The organism is Aerosakkonema sp. BLCC-F183 (assembly GCF_041929145.1).
Lineage (GTDB): Bacteria > Cyanobacteriota > Cyanobacteriia > Cyanobacteriales > Aerosakkonemataceae > Aerosakkonema.
The window spans coordinates 46,215-67,347 of the sequence record NZ_JBHFNU010000080.1 but is presented as its reverse complement, the minus strand read 5'-3'; the positions used below and the strand labels follow the sequence as shown (position 1 = coordinate 67,347).

Genomic DNA, 21,133 nt, shown 5'->3' with positions numbered 1-21,133 from the left:
CTCTCATCCAAAATCAACATGGGATTTGCTCCAGAAACACCAGAACTCCTCTCGCAACGCCTCTTCTACCGAGGACGCAAATTCAACTTTGACGTCAGCCGCCTGCGCCTCCCCAACGGCGCTGAAGGCGACTGGGAATGTATCCGTCACCCTGGTGGAGCCCTCGCCGTGCCCGTAACATCAGAAGGTAAACTGGTATTGCTGCGTCAGTATCGCTTTGCCGCCGAAGGACGTTTGTTGGAGTTCCCGGCTGGCACGATCGAGCCAAATGAAGACCCAGCCGAAACTATTAAGCGAGAAATAGAAGAAGAAACAGGTTATCGCGCTCGCAAATGGCAAAAATTAGGACAATTTTTCCTTTGTCCCGGTTATTCCGATGAAATTATCTATGCTTTTCTGGCGCAAGATTTAGAATTGCTGCAAACGCCACCAGACCAAGATGCCGACGAAGATATGGAAACAGTTTTGATGACTCCAGAAGAATTGGAAAAAGCAATTTTGGCAGGAGAACCGGTAGACGCCAAATCTATTTCCAGTTTTTTCCTAGCTCGTCCATTCCTATTTTAGATTTTGGATTTTGGATTTTAAATCAACAGCTTTTTATCTGCGTTTATCTGCGTTTATCTGCTTACATCTGCGGTAAAAAATTAACCCACGATGACCACAAATAATTTTTCGGATGACTTATATACTAACGATCAAATTGCTAATTATCAATTTTGCTCTTTGGCGGTGTGTCAGCACAGAGAATTTTTGCCATAATCATAAATTCGATCGCTCTGACGCACCCTACTTAATCTAGATAAATCTGCAATCTAAAATCCCAAATTGATATGTCTGATTTAATTCTTTTCTGGCATCGTCGCGATTTACGTATTTCAGATAATTTAGGACTGGTTGCAGCACAGGATAGAAGCCAAAAAGTTATAGGCATTTTTTGTCTGGATAGCAACATTTTACAAAAAGATAATGTTGCCCCAGCAAGAGTTACTTACATGATCGGTTGTTTGCAAGAATTGCAAGATCGGTATGCCAAAGCTGGTAGCCAATTGTTGATATTAAATGACGAACCAAGCAAAGCAATACCAACTTTAGCAGCCGCTCTCAACGCCAAGGCAGTATTCTGGAATTGGGATGTAGAACCATACTCAAAAGAGCGCGATCGCACAGTTACCGAAGCCCTCAAAGAAAAAGGCATTGCCGTGCAAAATTTCTGGGATCAATTATTGCACCAACCAACAGAAATTCACACAGGTTCCCAACAACCATACACTGTTTATACACCATTTTGGAAAAACTGGATAAACAAACCCAAAGCTCAGCCTGCCAAGATATTTCAAAATCAGATAAATTTAACTGAAGCGGAAAGAGAAATAGCGAAAACAGTAGGTGCGATCGCATTGCCAACAGCAAAAGAACTGGGATTCGTTTGGGAGAATGAATTGCTATTGAAACCAGGAGAAAAAGCCGCACAACAAAGACTCGCAGAATTTACCGAACAAGCTATTTTTGAATATCAAGACAAGCGAAATTTTCCATCTGTTGACGGCACATCTAGGCTGAGTGCGGCACTAAAATTTGGTGCCATTGGCATCCGCACAGTTTGGGCAGCCACCAACACAGCAATGGAAAAAAGCGAGCGCGAACAAGCACAAACTGGTGTAAAAACATGGCAGCAAGAACTGGCGTGGCGAGAATTTTACCAACACGCAATGTATTGGTTTCCAGAATTAGCAGAAGGTGCCTTTCGCCAACTCTTCAAAACCTTTCCATACGACAATAAACCAGAACATTTCCAAGCTTGGTGTGAAGGCCAAACCGGATATCCAATTGTTGATGCAGCCATGCGCCAAATGAACGAAACCGGATGGATGCACAACCGCTGTCGGATGATAGTTGCCAGTTTTCTGACTAAAGATTTGTTAATAGATCCGCGTTTGGGAGAAAAATACTTCGAGCAAAAGCTATACGATTGGGACCTATCAGCAAACAATGGCGGCTGGCAGTGGAGTGCTTCCAGTGGAATGGACCCCAAACCGGTAAGAATTTTCAATCCAGCTTCCCAAGCCCAGAAATTCGACCCGAAAGCAGAGTATATTAGAAGATGGGTGCCAGAATTGCGGACGATCGATACAGAGTCCTTGCTAACGGGAAAAATTTCACCCTTACAACGTCAAGCTTTTGGTTATCCTCAGCCTATCGTGGATCACAATCAACAGCAGCGAGAATTCAAAAATCGATACAGTCAGCAGAAAACAGATTCCTAAATTTACTGGCTTTATGAAACTTTTTACTCTGCGATTTGGGTCTGTGTTAGGCAGTGCCTTGTTTTTTTTATTAGCTGGCAAGTACTCCACCTCCAAAGCTTCCGCACAAATTGTCCCGGATGCAACTTTGCCTGTAAATTCTAGCGTTACACAACAAGGCAACACCAGCCTCATTGAAGGGGGAACCAGGACAGGTAATAATTTATTCCATAGCTTTGGAGAATTTTCTGTCCCGACTGGCGGCACTGCTTACTTTAATAATGCACTGGATATTCAAAATATTTTCAGTCGGGTGACAGGTAACTCAATTTCTAACATTGATGGTGTACTTCGCGCCAACGGAACTGCTAATTTATTTTTGCTAAATCCAAATGGAATTATTTTTGGCGCTAATGCAAGGCTGAATATAGGTGGCTCGTTTTTAGCCAGTACAGCCCAAAGTGTTATTTTTGCAGATGGCAGCTTTTTTCACACCAAACCATCGGCAGATACTGCACCATTGTTAAGCGTCAGCGTACCCGTTGGTTTACAATTCAACCATCAGCCAAACACAGGACTGATTAGCGTGCTAGGGTCGGGAATCAGACCCCCTTCAACAGAAGAATTAGACACCCCTGAAGAGGTTATCGACTACCAGCAAAAAATTTTAAATACCGACCTCGCTTTGGGAGTGCAACCGGGAAAAACTTTAGCGCTTTTGGGTGGTGAAGTGAGGAGTGAAGGAGGCTTAATAAGAGCATCCCAAGGGCAAATTTTCATCGGTGCGATCGACAATGGAGAAATCAGAACACCGCAAAATCAATCAATTTTAGATTCCTTCTCGATCGCCAATCCTTCATCCATAATGGGAAATGTAGAATTTTTTCAAAATTCTGGCTTATCGACCAGCGGTTCTGGTGGCGGTAATATCCAAATTATCGGCGACAAAGTTGAGCTTAGAGATAGCTCAATAATTGTGGCAGATACTCTAGAAAAACAAAAAGCTGGAACTCTTTCTATCCAAGCTTCTCAGTTAATTATCAAAGATGGATCGGCAGTATCAACCAGTAGTTATAGCTTCGGTTCGGGAGGAATTATTAGCGTTCGTGCAACAGAAAAAATAGAAGTAGCAGGTATAAATGCGGAAGGAAATAACAGTATATTGAGGGCGGCGACTTTTGCGGATGGGAATGCTGGCAATTTGATTATTGATACTGGTTCTCTAATTATCCGAGATGGGGGATTTATAGTAGTTTCTACAGATGGTGCAGGAAAAGGGGGAAACTTAACTGTTAACGCAAGAGATTCGGTAGAGATGACTAATGCTAGCGATGTTAATAAGATTACCTTATTGGGGGGTGCCTCTAGCGCGTCTGGAGATGCAGCAAACGTGACGATATCAACTGGTAGATTAATTCTGCGAGATAATTCCTACATCGGAGTGGGAACTTCTGGTGCAGGACAAGGAGGAAACCTCACCATACGTGCGGACTCAGTAGAATTAATAGGCAATCCAGAAAAATTGAAACCTGCTGGTTTGGTAGCTACTACTCTAGCAACTGGAAATGCTGGAAATATAACGATCGCTAGCGATATTTTAACCATCGGAAATGGCGGATTTATAAATGTCAGCAGTTTACCAATTATAGAATTGATAAATCAGTTTAAAGCTGGCAATATTAAGATTGAAGATATCCAAAACTCCTACATTAGGGTGGGAAATTCCGGTGCGGGAGTAGAAGGAAACCTGACAATAAGTGCGGAGTCTCTAAAACTAACAGAGAATTTAGCACAAATGATACCTGCTGGTTTAGTAGCTGCTACTCTTGCAAGTGGATATCTGGGAAATATACAACTACCCACTGAGATTTTAAGTATCGGAAATACAGGATTTATAAACGCGAGCAGTTTTCCGAACCTACAAGCGATCGCTCAGGGAAAAGCTGGCAATATTAATATCCAAGCTGGCGATATCCGTCTGATTGGTGATAGCGGTATGACTGCGATATCTCTGGGTAGGGAAGGCGGTAATGTTTCTCTAAGCGCACGTTCTATCCAGATGCGGAATAATAGCAATATATCCGCCTATGCCGTAGTTCCCATTGAGAATACAGGCACTAATATTAATATTGTTGCAGATACTTTGGCTGCATTAGAAAGTAGCAAAATTATTGCCAATAATTTTGCTGGCCCAGGTGCTAATATCAGCCTGATAACCCAAGGAGTTTTTCTATCTCCAGATAGCAGAATCTTTGCTAGCGGTTCGACAAATATCCAAGGAGTAAATACGATTACCCCTCCTGATATTCCGCCAGTGAAAGTTACCAATACTGAAGCGCAGATTAAGCAAAGCTGTTCTGCGGATAGGGGATCGAGTACATTCACCGTTATTGGCAGAGGGGGTTTGCCACCGAGTCCTACAGACGTGCTTAATAACGATGCAATTTGGGTTGACTTACGGGATTTAGGTAGTAAGAATAGTTCTTCACCCACTACCGAATATGCACTACCTACTATCCAGATTGTAGAAGCTCAAGGATGGGTTATCTCTCCAGATGGAAAAACTATTCTTACTGCTGAAGTCCCCAAAGTTACACCCAATTCTGCTTCCTTGGCTTCCCCGAATTGTCAATGAAATTTATCTGTGTTCATTTGCGATTATGTATGCTTTTAAGCATTGATATCGTGTCCCCTTGCATCGGTGGTGCAAGAGCGAGCGAAAAATTCTCTGTTGGAATCGTGGGTTAAATTTTTACCGCAGATGTAGGCAGATGAACGCAGATAAACGCAGATAAGAGGGAGATTGCTTTAGGTAATTTATATTACCGGAGATGATATGAAAATTGGGTTTTGCAAAATGCTAAGAAGCATATAATTTTTGAATCCACTCCCATTCTCTTGTCAAACCTTCCAACAACGAAACTTTTGGTTGATAACCGATCGATTTTTGGGCTTTTGAGACATCCGCAGCCGTGTGACGCGCATCTCCTTTTGCCGCTTCAATATGATTTTTGCGAATGGGACGTCCAACAATTTTTTCCATCGTATCTAATACTTCCATCAATCCCACACGACTCCCACCCCCAATATTGAAAACTTCTCCAACTGCTTCTGATGCAGTAGCCGCAGCTAAATTGGCAGCAATAGCATCGCTGATAAAGGTGTAATCTCGCGTTTGTTGTCCGTCGCCGTAAATGGGAATAGCTTCGTCCAGCAGAATAGACTTAAAAAATTTATGAAAAGCCATATCGGGACGTTGCCGGGGGCCATAAACTGTGAAGTAACGTAATGAGGCAACAGGAACCCCAAAATTTTTGTGATATAGTCCGCACAGATGCTCGCTAGCCAATTTAGTCATACCGTATGGCGAGACAGGCTGAGGGCAAACAGATTCCGAAGTTGGCAGAGTTTCGGCGTTTCCGTATACGGAGGAAGAGGAAGCAAAGACAAAGCGTTGGAGATTTTTGGCTTCTTTTGCTGCTTCCAGTAAAACTTGCGTGGCGTTAATATTCCGTTCCGTATAAGCGCGGAAGCCATCACCCCAACTGGCACGAACGCCAGCTTGAGCGGCTTGATGGTATACTACTTCTGCATCGGCGAGTACAGTCGCCCAGTCCACAGATTGGATATCATCGGCAATTAATTTAAAATTTCGGTGATTTTCAAAACTAGCAATATTCTTCTGCTTCAAGCTGGGGTCGTAGTAATCGTTAAAATGATCCACTCCGATGACTTGTTTTCCTTGGTTCAATAAAGCTTCAACTAGGTGAGAGCCAACAAAACCCGCAGCCCCCGTAACAATACTCGTACTCATAAATTGCCTAAAGTGATGGATGAGTATGGCAGCAAAATTTCAGATTTAAAATTTACATTAAATTTACAATCTGAAATTGGGAATCTACAATTTTCAATTATTTCATTTTATCCTTAATTGGATATCGATCGCATGAGGATAATGTGAAGATTATAGTTGTTGGCAATGGCGGACGGGAACACGCATTAGCTTGGAAATTCCTGCAATCTCCCCAGGTTGAGCGAGTATTCTGCGTCCCTGGCAATGGCGGCACGGCAGTTATGGAATGTTGCCAAAATCTACCCCTTAAGGTAGAGGATTTTGAAGGAATTGCGCGTTTTGCAACGGAAAATGACGTTTCTCTGGTAGCCGTTGGCCCAGAATTGCCCCTCTCTTTGGGAATTGCGGACTACTTGCTCTCGCAAAATATCCCTGTTTTCGGCCCCACGAAAGCGGGTGCGGAGATTGAGGCGAGTAAGGCGTGGGCGAAAGCTTTAATGGCAGAAGCGGGAATACCTACGGCTAAGTCTGCTGTTTTTACAGATGCAGGCGAGGCGATCGCTTACATTAAAGCCGAAAATGCACCAATTGTAGTTAAAGCCGATGGTTTGGCTGCCGGGAAGGGGGTCACCGTCGCCCAAACAGTTGAGGAAGCTGTAGCTGCTGTAGAAGATATCTTTCAGGGTAATTTCGCCAAGGTAGTGATCGAAGAATGTTTAATCGGTGAAGAAGTTTCCGTTTTAGCCCTCACAGATGGCTTGACAATTCGACCTTTATTACCCGCACAGGATCACAAACGCATCGGCGATGGAGATACTGGCCCAAATACGGGCGGTATGGGAGCTTATGCCCCAGCACCCCTGTGTACCGCAGCGTTGCTGGAAAGAGTGGAAAAAGAAGTTTTGCAACCGACGATCGCAACTTTACAGAAACGCGGTATTCCTTACGTAGGCGTTGTCTACGCGGGATTGATGATTTCCCCGTCAGGCGAGCCAAAAGTGCTGGAATTTAACTGTCGCTTTGGCGATCCGGAAACTCAAGCTATTCTACCTCTACTGGAAACGCCTTTAGAAGATTTGATGCTAGCTTGTACTCAACAGCGATTGGCTGAAATGCCGCCAATTGAGTGGAAATCGGGAGCTTGCGTCTGCGTAGTCATGGCTTCCGGCGGTTATCCCGGCGAATACGAAAAAGGTAAATTAATTACCGGCATCGAGTCAGCCCAAACAACCGGAGCGATCGTCTTTCATGCTGGCACGAAATTGAGCGGGGGAGTGGGAGAGCGGGGGAGCGGGGGAGCGGGGGAGCTTCATGAGAATGCAGATCGAAGTTTTCCCTATCTTCCCGTTACAGACGGCGGCAGAGTTCTGGGAGTTACGGCAATCGGGGAAAATATAGAAGGAGCGATCGCTACAGCATATGCAGCAGTCGATCGGATTCAATTTGAAGGCGCGTACTCTCGGCGAGACATAGCTCAAAAAGCTATAAAAAGGAAAGAGTAAAAAAACTTTACAATTCTATTTCATCCCCCGTCCTTCATCCTTGCTAAAATGCTGGCTCTTCTGAAAACAATCCGAGAAGTCATTGCCCATTGGTGGTCGGAGTTTACACTTCAGACGCGGTTAATGGCAGCAGCTACCCTGGTAGTTTCCTTGCTCATGAGTGGCCTTACCTTCTGGGCAGTGAATACAATCCAGCAGGATGCCCATCTCAACGACACCCGCTTCGGTCGCGATTTGGGGCAGCTGCTAGCCGCCAACGTAGCTCCATTAATTGCAGAAAACAATCTGAATGAAGTTGCCCAATATTCCGAACGTTTCTACGTCGGTACCACCAGCGTGCGCTATATGCTTTACGCCGATGAAGCTGGCAAAATCTTTTTCGGAATTCCCTTTTCGGACTCGGAGGTGCAAACTTCCCTCACCATTGAGCGACGGATGCAATTGCCAGCAGATTGGGCCGATAATCCAGAGTTGACAATGGTGCGGCAACATATGACGCCTGATGGCGTAGTGACGGATGTGTTTGTCCCCCTCACTCACCAAGGCAAGTATCTGGGCGTTTTAGCCATTGGCATTAACCCGAATCCCACTGTTGTCACTTCCTCAAATCTGACGCGGGATGTGACGATCGCAGTTTTTGTGTCGATCTGGGTAATGGTGATTCTCGGTGCCGTTTTCAACGCGCTGACAATCACCCAACCGATTAAAGAATTGCTGGTGGGTGTAAAAAACATTGCCGCCGGTAACTTTAAGCAGCGAATCGACCTACCTCTGGGAGGAGAACTGGGGGAGTTGATCTACAGCTTCAACGAAATGGCAGAAAAGCTGGAGAGTTACGAAGAGCAAAATATCGAAGAACTGACAGCCGAAAAAGCCAAACTGGAAACGCTGGTTTCGACGATCGCAGATGGTGCTGTGTTACTCGATACCAATTTGCAAGTAATTCTCGTCAATCCCACCGCACGAAGAATCTTCGCTTGGGATGGCATCGATATCGTGGGGGAAAATGTTCTCCACTATTTGCCTTCTCCGGTATCAATGGAACTGACAAGACCGTTGTATCAAATGGCATCGGGCAACGGCTACAAAGAAGGTGCAGAATTCCGCATTACCCTCAGTCAACCCACAAACCGTACTGTTCGCATTTTGCTAACCAATGTTCTCGATCAATACCGCGAGAGCATTAAAGGAATTGCCATGACGGTGCAGGATATTACCCGCGAAGTGGAACTCAACGAAGCGAAAAGCAATTTCATCAGCAATGTTTCCCACGAGCTGAGAACGCCTTTGCAATGTATCAAATCTTTCATCGAAACGCTGCACGAATTCGGAGAAGACCTCACCGAGGAACAGCAGCGGGAGTTTTTGGAAGCGGCAAATAACGAAACAGACCGCCTCACCCGCCTTGTCAACGATGTTCTCGATTTGTCGCGCTTGGAATCTTCCTGCCGAATTTATCACTTTGAAGCGGTGGAAATTGCAATGCCGATCGAACAAACTTTGCGAACTTATCAGCTGAACGCTCGCGATAAAGGCATTGAATTAGTACACGAAATTGAACCGGATTTACCGTCAGTTTTAGGTCACTACGACTTGCTTCTACAAGTCTTCGCCAATCTGGTCGGTAATGCGCTCAAGTTTACCGAGGCAGGAGGACGGGTGGCAATCCGCGCTTATTTGGTACAACAGGAGTCCGAAGCATCGCACATTCAAAACCAAGTCGTGCGGATTGAAGTTGCCGATACGGGAATCGGGATTGCACCGGAAGATCAACAAGCGATATTCGATCGCTTCTTCCGTGTGGAAAATCGCGTGCATACCCTGGAAGGAACTGGTTTGGGACTGTCGATCGTCCGCAATATTATTGAAAAGCATCACACCAAAATCAACTTGGTCAGCGAAGTCGGCGTCGGTACAACTTTCTGGTTCGACTTAGCAGTCTTTCAACAAAAAATTTCTGCCCCACAAAGTCATTCGGTTCTGGAAGCAGAAGGGCTGGCGCGTCGGGGCTAGAAAATTTTGACTTTTGACTTTTGACTTTTGACTTTTGACTTTTGACTTTTGACTTCTCAGTTCCAAAAAGATCTCAATATGCCCTCAAATAACTGACACAAGGATGGGCTGTTGTTGGGGGGCGTACTGACTTGCGGTTCGGGTTCGAGATTGTTGTGGTAAAGGGTGCATTCCCTAGCAAAAGGGCGTTGGGGATAATTACAGGTATCGTCTGCATGGTAGGTGCAGCTAGAGCATAAATACTCATCCCCAGTGGCTCGATGCAAGGGAATTCCGGGATGACCGTAGGCTTTGAGAACTTCCCGACAGTGGGGACAGGTGACTGCTTGGGTGGGAACGGGTTGATGACAGCGGGGGCAATTTGGCATAGTAAGCGATCGAGTGAATTATAGTTAGGGGTTAGGGGTTAGGGGTTAGGGGTTAGGGGAAAGAGGGAGAGGTAAAATTAAGAACGTGCTAAATGCCTTTGCGGTTATTGAGCAACGTATATTAAGACTCTCCCGTTTTTGTATTTTCTTGGACTATCGCATTAAAGCAACTAAAAAACTGACTGCCAATAAACCCAGCAAAAGTACCCAAGTTAGGTTTCTCTCAAACCAGAAACGCAAGGATAAATCGTTTTTGAGAGGTTGCTTCTCCTCCGGTTCCGGTTGAAAGCGATTATGGTAGAGGGTGCATTCCTTTGCTAAGGGACGCTGGGGATAAGTACAGGTATCGTCTGCATGGTAGGTGCAGCTATCGCATAAATATTCTTTCCCAGCAGCTCGGTGTAAGGGTATACCGGGATGACCGTGCGCTTTAAGAACCTGACGGCAATGGGGACAGGTGAGTGCTTGGGTTTTAACGGGTTGGTGACAGCGGGGGCAATTGGGCATTGCGGCGATCGCTTTTTTGCGGATTGATTTTGCTTATGGATGAGTTGAGGGGAATTGCCGTACCTGATATTCGAGTGACTCAAGCATCTGATAAGACTTTCCCATCGCTTCGGCAAACTTCTTTTCTGTTCTGTGTAATAACTCTTGGGGAAACGATTTCCACTGTTCGCAAGTTGCCCAGCGAATTACCATGATAACTTCCGTGGGTTCGGCTGGATTAATCCAAACTTCTTTGCCCAAAAATCCGGGACTGCTTGCTATGATGGGTGTCCAGATTTCGGCATCGTTATGAATAAACTCTTCCCGCCGTGCGGGTGCAACCTTAAACTTAAGCAATTCGATAACCATTAAGCGAACCTCGACCGAATCTGTAGGCGATCGGCAAATTTGACACAATAGTACTGGATGCTGGAACACTAAGATTCCAGCATACCTTTATGGGCTACATTCGATCGCCCTTTTGAGTAAGTGAGTGGAAGGCAGCATGGACAGCAATAACTGGCTCAAGCAGCTACTATTGATTGGTGTTGGCACGACATCTTTGGTAGCGGACAAAATCCGGGAAGTGAGTGATGAATGGGTGAAGGAGGGCAAAATTAATCCAGAGCAGGCGAAGGGAATGGTCGATGACTTGATGCAGCAGTTAAAAAGCGACCAGGGAAATTTTGAAGCGCAGATGCAACGGCAGATACGCAATATGATGCAGGATCTGGGCGTTCCCCGTCAGTCTGAGATGGATGAGTTGCGCGGACGCATCGATCGTTTGGAACGTCAGGTGCGGGATTTGGAGAATAAGCTCTGGCGTTGAGAAAAGCTGGTAGGATTTGAGATCTCAGAGGCTTTAGAGGTAGGGAGGATTGATTTTGAAAGAGATTCTGATCAGCTTGGGGGTTATGCTGGCCTGCGGGTTGATTTTGGTGTTTGCACAAATTCTCAGCCCTGAACACACAGCGAACGCATCCGAATTGACTTTGACTCAACCTACAATTACCACGTCGGCTATTAATCAAACTTTACTTGCAGATAACACAATGTCAAGCGCAGAAAAACCCGCCGGAAATGAAGAGACTGGTAACGGTAAAGTTGTTACCACAGAATCCGGATTGAAATATATCGATTTGGTGGAAGGAACTGGAGCGATTCCGAAAACTGGTCAAACAGTTATTGTACATTATACTGGCACGCTTGAAGATGGCACCCAGTTTGATAGTTCCCGCGATCGCAATCAACCTTTCTCTTTCCCCTTGGGACGCGGACGGGTGATTAAAGGTTGGGACGAAGGAATCAGCACGATGCGAGTCGGTGGGCGTCGCCAGTTAATTATTCCCCCAGAATTGGGTTATGGGTCTCGTGGGGCTGGTGGTGTGATTCCTCCCAATGCAACTCTGATTTTTGATGTAGAATTGTTGAGGATTAGTTAACAAAATTTTGGCCTTTTCCACTCAGGTATTATGATTATCACCGATGCGAAAAGGCCATATTTTTATTTGGCTAAATTCCGAAACTGAGTAAACTGCGAATTAAACAAAAGTTTCACTGTTCCTGTCGGGCCATTACGATGTTTGGCGATAATAACTTCTGCGATATCTCGATCTGGAGAATCCGGATTGTAATAAACGTCGCGGTATAACATGATGACTAAATCCGCGTCTTGTTCAATACTATTGTGAGCCACTATATTATTAGCAATAAAATTGTGAAGTTTCGGAACTGTTAAATCGTAAACTTCAGCTTCACCATCCGGCTGAATTGCGATAACTTCATCCCAGTATACATCGCTAGTAGCTAAACAGCTAATTCGATCTGAATTAACAACTTCAGCTAGCTTTGCTGCTCGTTCGCGACTCAAGTTTTGCTTGTATAAGCTTGTTCCACAATACATATTGCCAAGTTGAGCCTGCATTTGACGAGTAGTTATACCAGACTTCTGCATTGCTGGGACGGCATAAATTCTCCATATATTATTCGGTATAACGTCTCTGTTAGTATTTGCAGGACGTACTTCAAGATAGTCTGCAATCTCTCTAAGAGATTGCTTTTTATAACTTCCAACTGCACCAATCAGTTCAATGAATTTTTTTAAATCAGGATTACCAGTCGCCCAAACTTGATATTGATCTCGTCCTTTACCTGGTTGTGGACTGATAGATAATTTGGCATTAATACCAAGCCTTAGTAAAAGAGACTGAACATCTCGTGCTAATCTCGCGCTACTGGAAGCGTAATAGACAGCAGGATAATGGCCGTTGCCTTTGCTCGATTTGATGCAACCATCTGTACTCCAAAGATGACGTAGGAAAACGCTTATAGCTGCTTGAGGTTGCTCAAAAACTTGCATAGGAATAAATTTTTCATAAGACCTGAGACCAAAAATTCCTAAATTATCGAGCCATTTAACGACTGGATTCCTAACGTTATGGGTAAGTCTATAACTGGAAGAAAGATAAACTTGATACCAATCGCGTTCTTTGACAATGCGAGGCTTGACCAGATCGCCAAAAACTTGAACAGCTAGGGAATGAACAGTATTTGCTAAATCTTCTTCTCTGGTTGTGTACTGAATAGCGTGTCTAGGTAAAGTACAACCATCTCCTATCAAGTGACCGAGTAACCCAAGTTCGGCATCACTAATAAATTGTAAAGAAGAAGTTGGCAAGCATCGAGGTAAAGCTATGCGATCGCCTTTTTCGATCGCATCCAATCGCTTCCAACCCTGAATCGTGAGAAACTTGTGATTGCCAGTTGCTCGAATAGTACGGCCAAGCCGAGTTGTCAGCCGGCATACAGGCTTTATTCCTGTGGAAAAAGCATTGCTGACAACAGCCCGTTCTATCTTCATACTAGCTTCGTTCAGCGCCCAAACAGCAAAACCCGATCGCCCTACCAATTCGCGAATGGGTACTTCTACACCACTATCAGCCAATGTTACCAAGCTATCGCCTGCCAAACAACCGGACTCTCTCAAATCCGACAGCATCGGTCGCTTATTTGTGCGCGATTCAACTCCTCTACTCAACTGAGATAAGGCAATAACGGGAGCATTCATTTCACGAGCTAAACCTTTAAGATTGCGTGTAATTTTCGATAATTCTTGAACGCGATTGTCGCTTCCGCCTTCCATTAATTGCAAGTAATCTATTAAAATTAATCCGATTTCTCTCCCCTGTTCTGCTTGCAAACGACGCGCTTGACTACGCATTTCCGTAACGCTAATATTGGCAGAATCATCAATATAAATTGGCAAGGCAGATAGAGTAGCAAATGCGGGGCTTAACCGTTCCCATTCATTTTCGCTAATCCGTCCCGATCGCAAACGATTACTTTCTATTTCGGCTTCATTGGCAAGCAATCGCTGCACCAGTTGCTCTTTCGACATTTCCAGACTGAAAATTGCCACTGGAAATTGATGTGTTTTCGATATTTGGTGAGCGATTCCCAAGGCAAAGCTAGTGTTGTGAACGCAAATATCATTAGCAACAAAGTTATGCGTTTCTGGGATGGTTAAGTCGTAAACTTGTTTATAGCCAACAGATTCAATGGAAACAATTTCATCCCAGTAAACTTCACTTGTTGCTAACTGTTGAAGCGACAAATCGTTGACAGCAAAAGCTAATTTAAAAAGCTTTTCTCGCGATAAAGCTCGTTTGCCGACGTGGATATTGCTGTAGCCTTTAATTCCAGAGCGTTGGGCCAAATGCGTCCAAGGTTCGCTTCCTTTAGCTAGAGCGATTTTTGGCCAAATTTCTATAGGAATTAAGTCGCAATTGGTTTGGTATTTCTTATTTGCTAAAGCTGCTTGAACTTTAAGCAGTGCTTCTTCTTTACCAAAAATACCTATTTCCGCAATAAAAGTTTTGATTGACTGAGCATCGGTAATATTTAGCTGCCAAGCTTGTCTGCGATCGCCTTTATATTTTACCGCTCGCTTTTTGATAGCAGCAACGATGCCAAATCTTAGCAGCAGGTGTTGGATTTGGCGAGCGAGTTTTTCGCTAACAGTGCAGTATCCTAGCTGCGATTGACCGCTAGCAATAACTGTTGCCCATCCATCTGTGGCGAAGAGACGATTTAGGAATAAAGCTAGTTGCGATCGCTGCAATTTAAAAACAATTGATGGTACAGTCTTCGCATGAGCATCTTTTCCCCAAATTCCTAATTCTTGTAACCAAATTGTAAGCGAGTTTTTGCCATTTTTACTAATTGCGCTAATTCCATCAGGTACAAGTGCTTCTGGTTTAACTCCCAGTACCTCGTGCAGGCGACTAAAAGTTTCTTTGTTTGGTACACAAACCCCTTTCGTCCACATTAATATCGAAGACGAACTGACTTCTATCGCTTGCGCTAATTGAATACTAGACCAACGTTGCTCTTCGATAATTGTTCGCAATCTCTCAGCAAAAAGCTGTCGATAATTTTTTATAAACTCTAAATTTGCTGTAGCGTATAAAGTTGGTGTTCGCGTACCTCGCGCCGTTTCCAATCTGACTTTAACACCTGGAAAAATCGCTACAGCTTTTGTAAATTCTTCTTGCAATAATGGATTGTTATTGGTAAATTGAGGTGAAGTATGAGTTAAACAGCCGTCGCCAATTAAATATGCCAACAGTTTAACTTTTTCTTCGTCGAGCGTTTCTGTACCAAAAACATCTATTTGGCGAGGTACGGCAATTTTGTCGCCTGGTTTAATTTCGGAAAGCGGACGCCATCCATTAATAGTTAAGTAAGGATGTGTGAGTGTGGTTTCAACCCATCTTCCCAAACGAGTTGTAACGCGAAACACTGGTTTGATGCCATCATCTACAAATGCGGATGGTTGAGTGAAGTAAAATTTCCAATCTTTCCCTAAACTTAATAGTTCAGCGTGGCGACGTTTATAAATATCCCGAATTGTGACAACGCTACCATCCTTTAAAATTATCTCAGTGTCTGCGCTACAGCATTTACCCATTGAAGGGCGACCGGCGACGATAATTAAATCAGATCGCTGAAAACCGCCTGTCATCGCGTCCAGGTCGTAAAAATTGCAAGTGAGTCCGGGTAGCGCTACATTTTCACTACGATTGTTAAGTTCGGTGAAAGTGTAGTTAAGCGTTTCGGCGATCGATATCAGACCTTGCTGAGGTCGTTCTTGAGTAATGCCAAAAATTTCTTGTTCTGCTCGATCGAGTACGATCGACAATTCTGTGGCTGTCTCGTGACCGAGATCGACAATTTTATGACCGGCTTGAATTAATTTGCGGCGCAGATATTTTTCTGCTACGAGTTTGGCATACTGGTCGATGTTGACAGCGGAGACGGTGCGATCGATCAGTTGCGCTAACTTACTTTGACCCCCCACTTTATCAAGCCGATCGTTGTCGTGAAGCCAGACAGCGACTGTCATTAAATCCGTCGGCTTGCTTTGCGCGTGAAGAGTCAGCGCTGCTTGATAGATAATTTTATGACTTTCCAGGGAAAAAGCATCCGGTACGAGGATATCCAGCACCCTGCCGATCGCTTCCGGATCTAGCAGGATGCCGCCCAAAATAGCCTCTTCCGCCTCTATATTTTGCGGAGGGAGACGATCGCCAATCGGTTGAAAATTGCGTGAGTCAACCATAAATCATTTTAGATTTTAGATTTTAGATTTTAGATTTTTATTTAGTCGTTGATTAGCAACAAGCCATTAATACACAGCCTTCTACTAAAGACTGACGATGATGACTAATGGTAATCCAAAATCCAAAATCCAAAATCCAAAATTCCCTTAGCTAGGCACTACTTCAATATCTACTGTTGCGGTTACTTCTGGGTGCAACTTGATTTCAGCTTTGTAAGTACCGGTCTTGCGAATATCGGGTAAGGTGATACCGCGACGATCGATTTCCTTGCCGGTAGCTTGCTGAATCGCTTCGGCGACTTCCGGGCCAGTAACTGTCCCAAAGATAGCATCTGCTTCGCCCACCTGTTTGGCTATGTTAAAGCGACCGACAGCTTCGATCGCTGCTTTGATCGCGATCGATTCTTCCTTGAGTTCCAAAAGGCGCTGGCGCTCTTTTTCTCTGCGCCGTTCCACTTGTTTGAGAATTGCTGGGGTGGCAAAAGTAGCAAATTGCTTAGGAAGGAGATAATTGCGTGCGTAGCCGGGAGCCACTTCTACTAAATCGCCGGATTTGCCCAGCTTGCTGATATCCTGAGTTAAAACTAATTGAATGCGTTTGGCCATGAGCTTTCCTGAACAGGCTGCTTAATCAGATCCGAACAAACCATAGTAGCGAAATAGGGGGGTCGATCGCAACTGTCAATCTTGGCTAAAATCTATCTTTCATTCCCCGCAGTCTGGCAAAAGTTTGCACCGGTTCGTCACTCTTTACCGCCGCTTGCAAATGCGGGTTATCCCAGCGCAGAAACGGATTCGTGCGCTTTTCTATCCCCAAAAGCGATGGTACGGTAGCTTCCGATCGACTGCGAGACTCCTTGACTTGAGTGTATCTAGCTTGTAAATCCGGGTTGTTACCATCTACAGTCAGGGCAAATTGTAAGTTTTTCAGCGTGTATTCGTGAGCGCACCAAACTCTGGTATTGTCGGGTAAAGCGCGGATCTTGCTTAGGGAGGATATCATTTGGGACGGAGTGCCTTCAAAAAGTCTGCCGCAACCGCCAGCAAACAGAGTATCGCCGCAAAACAAATCCCCTGGCGCATCGGCCACATTTGGGGGAAAATAGTAGGCGATGTGGGCGCGGGTATGTCCGGGGACAAAAAACACTTCGCCGATGCGATCGACAAACTGGACGCGATCGCCTTCTCGCAAAAACACATTTTGTCCCGGTATTCTGCCAAAATCCTCTCCCCCTCCGTAGATGCGGAGATTGGCAAAGCGTTGCATCAGTTGCTTGTTGCCGCCCACGTGATCGCTGTGATGGTGAGTGTTAAAAATAGCCACTAAGACAGCGCCAATTTTGTCAAGGAAACGCAGTACTGGCTCAGCTTCTGCCGGATCGACAACAGCTGCGACATTTTCTTCAGGATCGTGCAACACAAATATATAGTTGTCCGAGAGTGCTGGGAGCCGATGAACCTGCATGAAAAAATACCTCTATAGAAAGTTCTTCACTAGAATGAGTGTAGCGACTGATAAATTCGAGAAAACCCTGCACGATCGCAATGTCTTAATTATTTTTTTAGTTATCGGGAAGGGAGTTAGTCACGGATGAAAGGGGGCGTACCGAGCAAAACAACTTTAGAAGCTAAACAGATTGTCGATCGAATTTTGGTTGCGGGTCAAATTAGCCGCAAGCAGCATATGTTGCTGACTTGTGCCATTCTTTCGGACACGCAACTCACTGACGAAGACCGCCGCCAAATCAATCACATCTTTGATTACATCCAAGTCGGTCGCCTGAAAATAGTTGACTAGCAATATCCTGAAAACAAGTGCCACAAGATAAACCAACCATTTTAGTCACAGGGGGAGCCGGATATATTGGCTCCCATGCGGTACTGGCGCTGCAACGTGCCGGTTACGATGTAGTTATTTTGGATAACCTGATCTACGGACACCGAGATTTGGTAGAGAAGGTTTTGCAGGTAGAGTTAGTGGTTGGGGATACGAGCGATCGCCCTTTGCTCGATCGGCTTTTCTCCAGGCTCAACATTGCCGCCGTCATGCACTTTGCCGCTTTTGCCTATGTGGGCGAGTCTGTGACCGATCCAGCCAAATACTATCGTAACAACGTATACGGAACTCTCACGCTGTTAGAAGCTATGTTGGCAGCCGGAGTGAAAAAATTTGTCTTTTCTTCCACTTGCGCCACCTATGGTGTACCGCAAATTCTTCCCCTTCCGGAAGATCATCCCCAGAATCCCATCAATCCCTACGGCGCTAGTAAGTTGATGGTAGAACGGATACTCTCGGATTTTGATGCTGCTTACGATCTAAAATCTGTTTGCTTCCGCTACTTTAACGCTGCCGGTGCCGATCCCGATGGCTTGTTGGGAGAAGACCACAATCCGGAAACGCACTTAATTCCTTTAGTGTTGCAGACGGCGTTAGGAAAACGAGAGTCTGTCTCGGTTTTTGGTACAGATTATCCGACCCCAGACGGTACTTGCATTCGCGATTATATTCACGTCAACGATTTGGCCGCAGCGCACGTTTTGGGCCTGAAATATTTGTTGGAGTCGGGGGATAGTGCGGTATTTAATTTAGGGAATGGCGGCGGTTTTTCGGTGAAAGAAACGATCGAAACCGCTAGGGGGATAACAGGACGAGAAATTAAAGCTATTGAGTGCGATCGGCGTCCTGGCGACCCACCCGTCTTAGTTGGCAGTAGCGACAAAGCCCGACAAATCCTGGGCTGGAATCCTCAATACCCGGATTTATCTGACATCATATCTCATGCCTGGAAATGGCACCAACAGCGTCATGCTTGAACAACAAAAAGCCTAAATGAATAGTTGATTTTGAATGATAGGATTGCTTAACAATGCCTCCTGTGGTATCTATTGTTGTTACTTGTTTCAATCAGGATCGCTACCTAGAGAAGTCAGTTAAAAGTGTAATTAATCAAACATTTGCCGACCTAGAATGCCTGATTGTCGATGATGGCTCTACCGATAATACTCGTGAAGTAGTCGAGAATTTAATGAGGCTCGATTCGCGCATAAAATATTTTTATAAAGAAAATGGGGGCGTATCTTCTGCTCGTAATTTCGGGTTTGGGCAAGCTCAAGGCGAATGGATTCAATTTTTAGATGGAGACGATTGGATCGACGAGCGTAAAACTGAATTTCAATTAAGTCATTTAAAGGGGGTAGAGCCACAAAATGCTGTGTTTTATTGCGATTACGAGCGGGTCTTTCTAGACGGGGAAAAAAATATTACCGACAGGCAGTTAAATATAGTCGGAGATTTGACAAAAGAACAATTAATTCAACGCTTACTTATCCCTGATTTTTTAGCTGATTCTCCATTTCCATTGTTGCAGCAATGCTTGTTGATGAACAGAAGCATTTTTAGTAAAAAAATGTTTGATGAAAGTCTTAAAGCTCTGCAAGATAGAGATTTTACATTAGACCTTCTGCTCGCCGGAGTAGATTTTATTTATACCCCTATTGTTGGTGCTTTTTATACAAAGCATCGCACTAATAGGACTAATAAGTGGTCTTACATGAAAGGGTATTATATTCTTTTCTACGAAACGATTTATCGCCAACACAAAGAGTTACTGCCGCTTTGCGAAAGCGGCATAAATTTTTTGGTACAAGACACAATTAGAGAAAAAGATAAAGATAATTTTGAGCGGTTAATGAAAATTATTCGTTCGCCGGTATATTTTTTAGATAAAAGAGTAAAAGTTAGTAATGCTACGTTGCTGAAATTGATTTATTCATTGAGGATGATAGTGCCAAGTTTTATACTTTATCAAAAGTACCGAGGGCCGCGCTCTCAAAAAATACTCTCCCTATTATCACCGTTATTTAACTTGACAAAATACTCAAAAAATAACGCTCCATCATAAAATAAAGAGAATTAAAATATGAGTATAAAAGTTACATTAGTCGTCAGCGACTTTTCTGGAGGTGGAGCAGTCCGGGCATTTTTGCTAGGACAAGTACTCAAAAAATTAAACTACGAAATAGAGTGTGTAGGATTTACCTTTGGTAAAGAACTGTATGCAATTCCTCCAGAGGGAATGCCAATTTATGCGGAAGCAGGTTATAAGTATCCTAAATTATTTAAACCAGCTAACAAGCTCTTAAAAAAGATAGATGGCGATATTATTTACGCAGTCAAACCAAAGCCGACAAGCTTTGGTATTTCTTTAATAAAAAAAATATTCGATCGTCGTCCTTTGCTCTTAGATATGGATGACTGGGAACTCAGCTGGTACGGAGGAGACGAATGGAAATACCGTCCCACACCAAAACAGCTTTATAGGGACATCTTTAAAAAAGATGGGGCGCTACGATATCCCGATCATCCTTTGTATGTAAAGTGGATGGAAAGCTTGGTGCAGAAAGCAGATGCCGTCACAATAGATACCGAGTTTCTCAAAAAACGCTTTGGTGGTGTTTATTTACCCAATGGCAAAGATACGGAAATGTTTGACCCCAGTAAGTACGATCCCGAAACAAGCAGATCTCGCTACGGTCTGTCTGGGTATCGTATTCTAATGTTTCCGGGAGCGCCGCGACCTCACAAGGGCGTTGAAGACGTTTTAAAGGCGCTAGACTTGCTCGAACAACCAGATTTAAGGCTGGTGATTGTAGGGGGCAGTCCCTATGATGATTATGATGATAAACTTATGCAAAGATGGGGGCGTTGGATTATTAAGCTACCAAGGTGTCCTGTGGAAGTGATGCCAGAGGTGGTAGCTGCCGCTCATGTTGTGGTTGTGCCACAGCGAGACGATCTCGCAGCTAGGGCCCAATTTCCTCTCAAACTAACGGACGGAATGGCTATGGCTAAACCTGTTTTATCGACAAAAGTTGGCGATATTCCGGAAATATTAGATGAAACTGGTTATTTAGTCGAACCTGGTAGCCCGGAGCTACTCGCTGAAAAGATTCTAGGGATATTCCAGCATTGGGATGAAGCAAACGAGAAAGGGCAAAAAGCGAGAGAAAGATGTGTAAAATACTACAGTGTATATACTATGTCCGCTATACTTTCAGAGCTAATAGCCAATTTATAGGAAAAGAAGATGTGGTGAGGTCGAGCT

18 protein-coding genes are annotated in these 21,133 nt (G+C 44.4%); 11 read left to right on the top strand and 7 right to left on the bottom strand.

What is annotated here, in order from left to right:
• Nucleotides 1-18 precede the first annotated feature (18 nt).
• The 3 genes from ACE1CD_RS23975 to ACE1CD_RS23965 all read left to right on the top strand — a co-directional run bounded on the left by ACE1CD_RS23975 (nt 19) and on the right by ACE1CD_RS23965 (nt 4,881).
• Complete coding sequence (locus ACE1CD_RS23975; RefSeq protein WP_374795036.1) at nt 19-567, top strand: NUDIX hydrolase; 549 nt, start codon at nt 19-21, stop codon at nt 565-567.
• Between the two features lie 266 nt (nt 568-833).
• Nucleotides 834-2,267, top strand: a complete 1,434-nt coding sequence (locus ACE1CD_RS23970; protein ID WP_374826471.1) for a cryptochrome/photolyase family protein — start codon at nt 834-836, stop codon at nt 2,265-2,267.
• A gap of 13 nt (nt 2,268-2,280) precedes the next feature.
• Complete coding sequence (locus ACE1CD_RS23965) at nt 2,281-4,881, top strand: filamentous hemagglutinin N-terminal domain-containing protein (protein WP_374826470.1); 2,601 nt, start codon at nt 2,281-2,283, stop codon at nt 4,879-4,881.
• Between the two features lie 225 nt (nt 4,882-5,106).
• On the opposite strand, the gene ACE1CD_RS23960 is transcribed toward ACE1CD_RS23965, so the two are convergent.
• Complete coding sequence (locus ACE1CD_RS23960; RefSeq protein ID WP_374795039.1) at nt 5,107-6,060, bottom strand: NAD-dependent epimerase/dehydratase family protein; 954 nt, start codon at nt 6,058-6,060, stop codon at nt 5,107-5,109.
• Nucleotides 6,061-6,203: 143 nt separating this feature from the next.
• Between ACE1CD_RS23960 and purD the strand changes: the two genes are divergently transcribed.
• Both purD and nblS read left to right on the top strand, forming a co-directional pair.
• Entirely contained in the window at nt 6,204-7,541 is a 1,338-nt protein-coding gene (gene purD / locus ACE1CD_RS23955; protein WP_374826469.1) for a phosphoribosylamine--glycine ligase, read from the top strand.
• A gap of 48 nt (nt 7,542-7,589) precedes the next feature.
• The gene (nblS, locus tag ACE1CD_RS23950) at nt 7,590-9,554 is read left to right on the top strand and encodes a two-component system sensor histidine kinase NblS (RefSeq protein WP_374826468.1); all 1,965 of its coding nucleotides are present in this window, start codon (nt 7,590-7,592) and stop codon (nt 9,552-9,554) included.
• A 56-nt stretch (nt 9,555-9,610) separates the two neighbouring features.
• Here nblS and ACE1CD_RS23945 read toward each other — a convergent pair whose 3' ends face one another.
• The 3 genes from ACE1CD_RS23945 to ACE1CD_RS23935 form a co-directional block, all read right to left on the bottom strand.
• Complete coding sequence (locus ACE1CD_RS23945) at nt 9,611-9,922, bottom strand: zinc ribbon domain-containing protein (protein ID WP_374826467.1); 312 nt, start codon at nt 9,920-9,922, stop codon at nt 9,611-9,613.
• Between the two features lie 153 nt (nt 9,923-10,075).
• Nucleotides 10,076-10,429 carry a zinc ribbon domain-containing protein gene (locus ACE1CD_RS23940; protein ID WP_374795043.1) on the bottom strand — a complete coding sequence of 118 codons (354 nt, stop codon included), beginning with the start codon at nt 10,427-10,429 and terminating at the stop codon, nt 10,076-10,078.
• Between the two features lie 33 nt (nt 10,430-10,462).
• The gene (locus ACE1CD_RS23935; protein ID WP_374826466.1) at nt 10,463-10,777 is read right to left on the bottom strand and encodes a TIGR03792 family protein; all 315 of its coding nucleotides are present in this window, start codon (nt 10,775-10,777) and stop codon (nt 10,463-10,465) included.
• Nucleotides 10,778-10,913: 136 nt separating this feature from the next.
• On the opposite strand from ACE1CD_RS23935, the gene ACE1CD_RS23930 reads away from it, so the two are divergent.
• A complete protein-coding gene (locus tag ACE1CD_RS23930) occupies nt 10,914-11,237 on the top strand; it encodes a phasin family protein (protein WP_374826465.1) in 324 nt (107 codons plus the stop codon).
• Nucleotides 11,238-11,292: 55 nt separating this feature from the next.
• Complete coding sequence (locus ACE1CD_RS23925; protein ID WP_374826464.1) at nt 11,293-11,850, top strand: FKBP-type peptidyl-prolyl cis-trans isomerase; 558 nt, start codon at nt 11,293-11,295, stop codon at nt 11,848-11,850.
• A gap of 62 nt (nt 11,851-11,912) precedes the next feature.
• Here the strand turns inward: ACE1CD_RS23925 and ACE1CD_RS23920 are convergent, their stop codons facing one another.
• The 3 genes from ACE1CD_RS23920 to gloB form a co-directional block, all read right to left on the bottom strand.
• On the bottom strand, nt 11,913-16,028 hold the full coding sequence (locus ACE1CD_RS23920; protein WP_374826463.1) for a replicative DNA helicase: 4,116 nt from the start codon (nt 16,026-16,028) through the stop codon (nt 11,913-11,915).
• A gap of 147 nt (nt 16,029-16,175) precedes the next feature.
• Nucleotides 16,176-16,634, bottom strand: coding sequence for a 50S ribosomal protein L9 (gene rplI / locus ACE1CD_RS23915; protein ID WP_374795047.1), 459 nt, complete (start codon nt 16,632-16,634; stop codon nt 16,176-16,178).
• Between the two features lie 85 nt (nt 16,635-16,719).
• Nucleotides 16,720-17,493: a hydroxyacylglutathione hydrolase gene (gloB, locus tag ACE1CD_RS23910; RefSeq protein ID WP_374795048.1), complete on the bottom strand. Its 774-nt coding sequence runs from the start codon at nt 17,491-17,493 to the stop codon at nt 16,720-16,722.
• Between the two features lie 126 nt (nt 17,494-17,619).
• Here gloB and ACE1CD_RS23905 point away from each other — a divergent pair, with 126 nt between their 5' ends.
• From ACE1CD_RS23905 to ACE1CD_RS23890, 4 genes are read left to right on the top strand one after another with little or no spacing between them, the layout of a single operon-like run.
• Nucleotides 17,620-17,826 carry a hypothetical protein gene (locus ACE1CD_RS23905; protein WP_374795049.1) on the top strand — a complete coding sequence of 69 codons (207 nt, stop codon included), beginning with the start codon at nt 17,620-17,622 and terminating at the stop codon, nt 17,824-17,826.
• 17 nt (nt 17,827-17,843) lie between these two features.
• On the top strand, nt 17,844-18,842 hold the full coding sequence (gene galE, locus ACE1CD_RS23900) for a UDP-glucose 4-epimerase GalE (protein ID WP_374795050.1): 999 nt from the start codon (nt 17,844-17,846) through the stop codon (nt 18,840-18,842).
• A gap of 53 nt (nt 18,843-18,895) precedes the next feature.
• Nucleotides 18,896-19,930 (top strand): glycosyltransferase family 2 protein, encoded by a 1,035-nt coding sequence (locus ACE1CD_RS23895; RefSeq protein WP_374826462.1) that lies wholly within the window; start codon nt 18,896-18,898, stop codon nt 19,928-19,930.
• 18 nt (nt 19,931-19,948) lie between these two features.
• Nucleotides 19,949-21,106, top strand: coding sequence for a glycosyltransferase family 4 protein (locus ACE1CD_RS23890; protein ID WP_374795052.1), 1,158 nt, complete (start codon nt 19,949-19,951; stop codon nt 21,104-21,106).
• Nucleotides 21,107-21,133 lie beyond the last annotated feature (27 nt).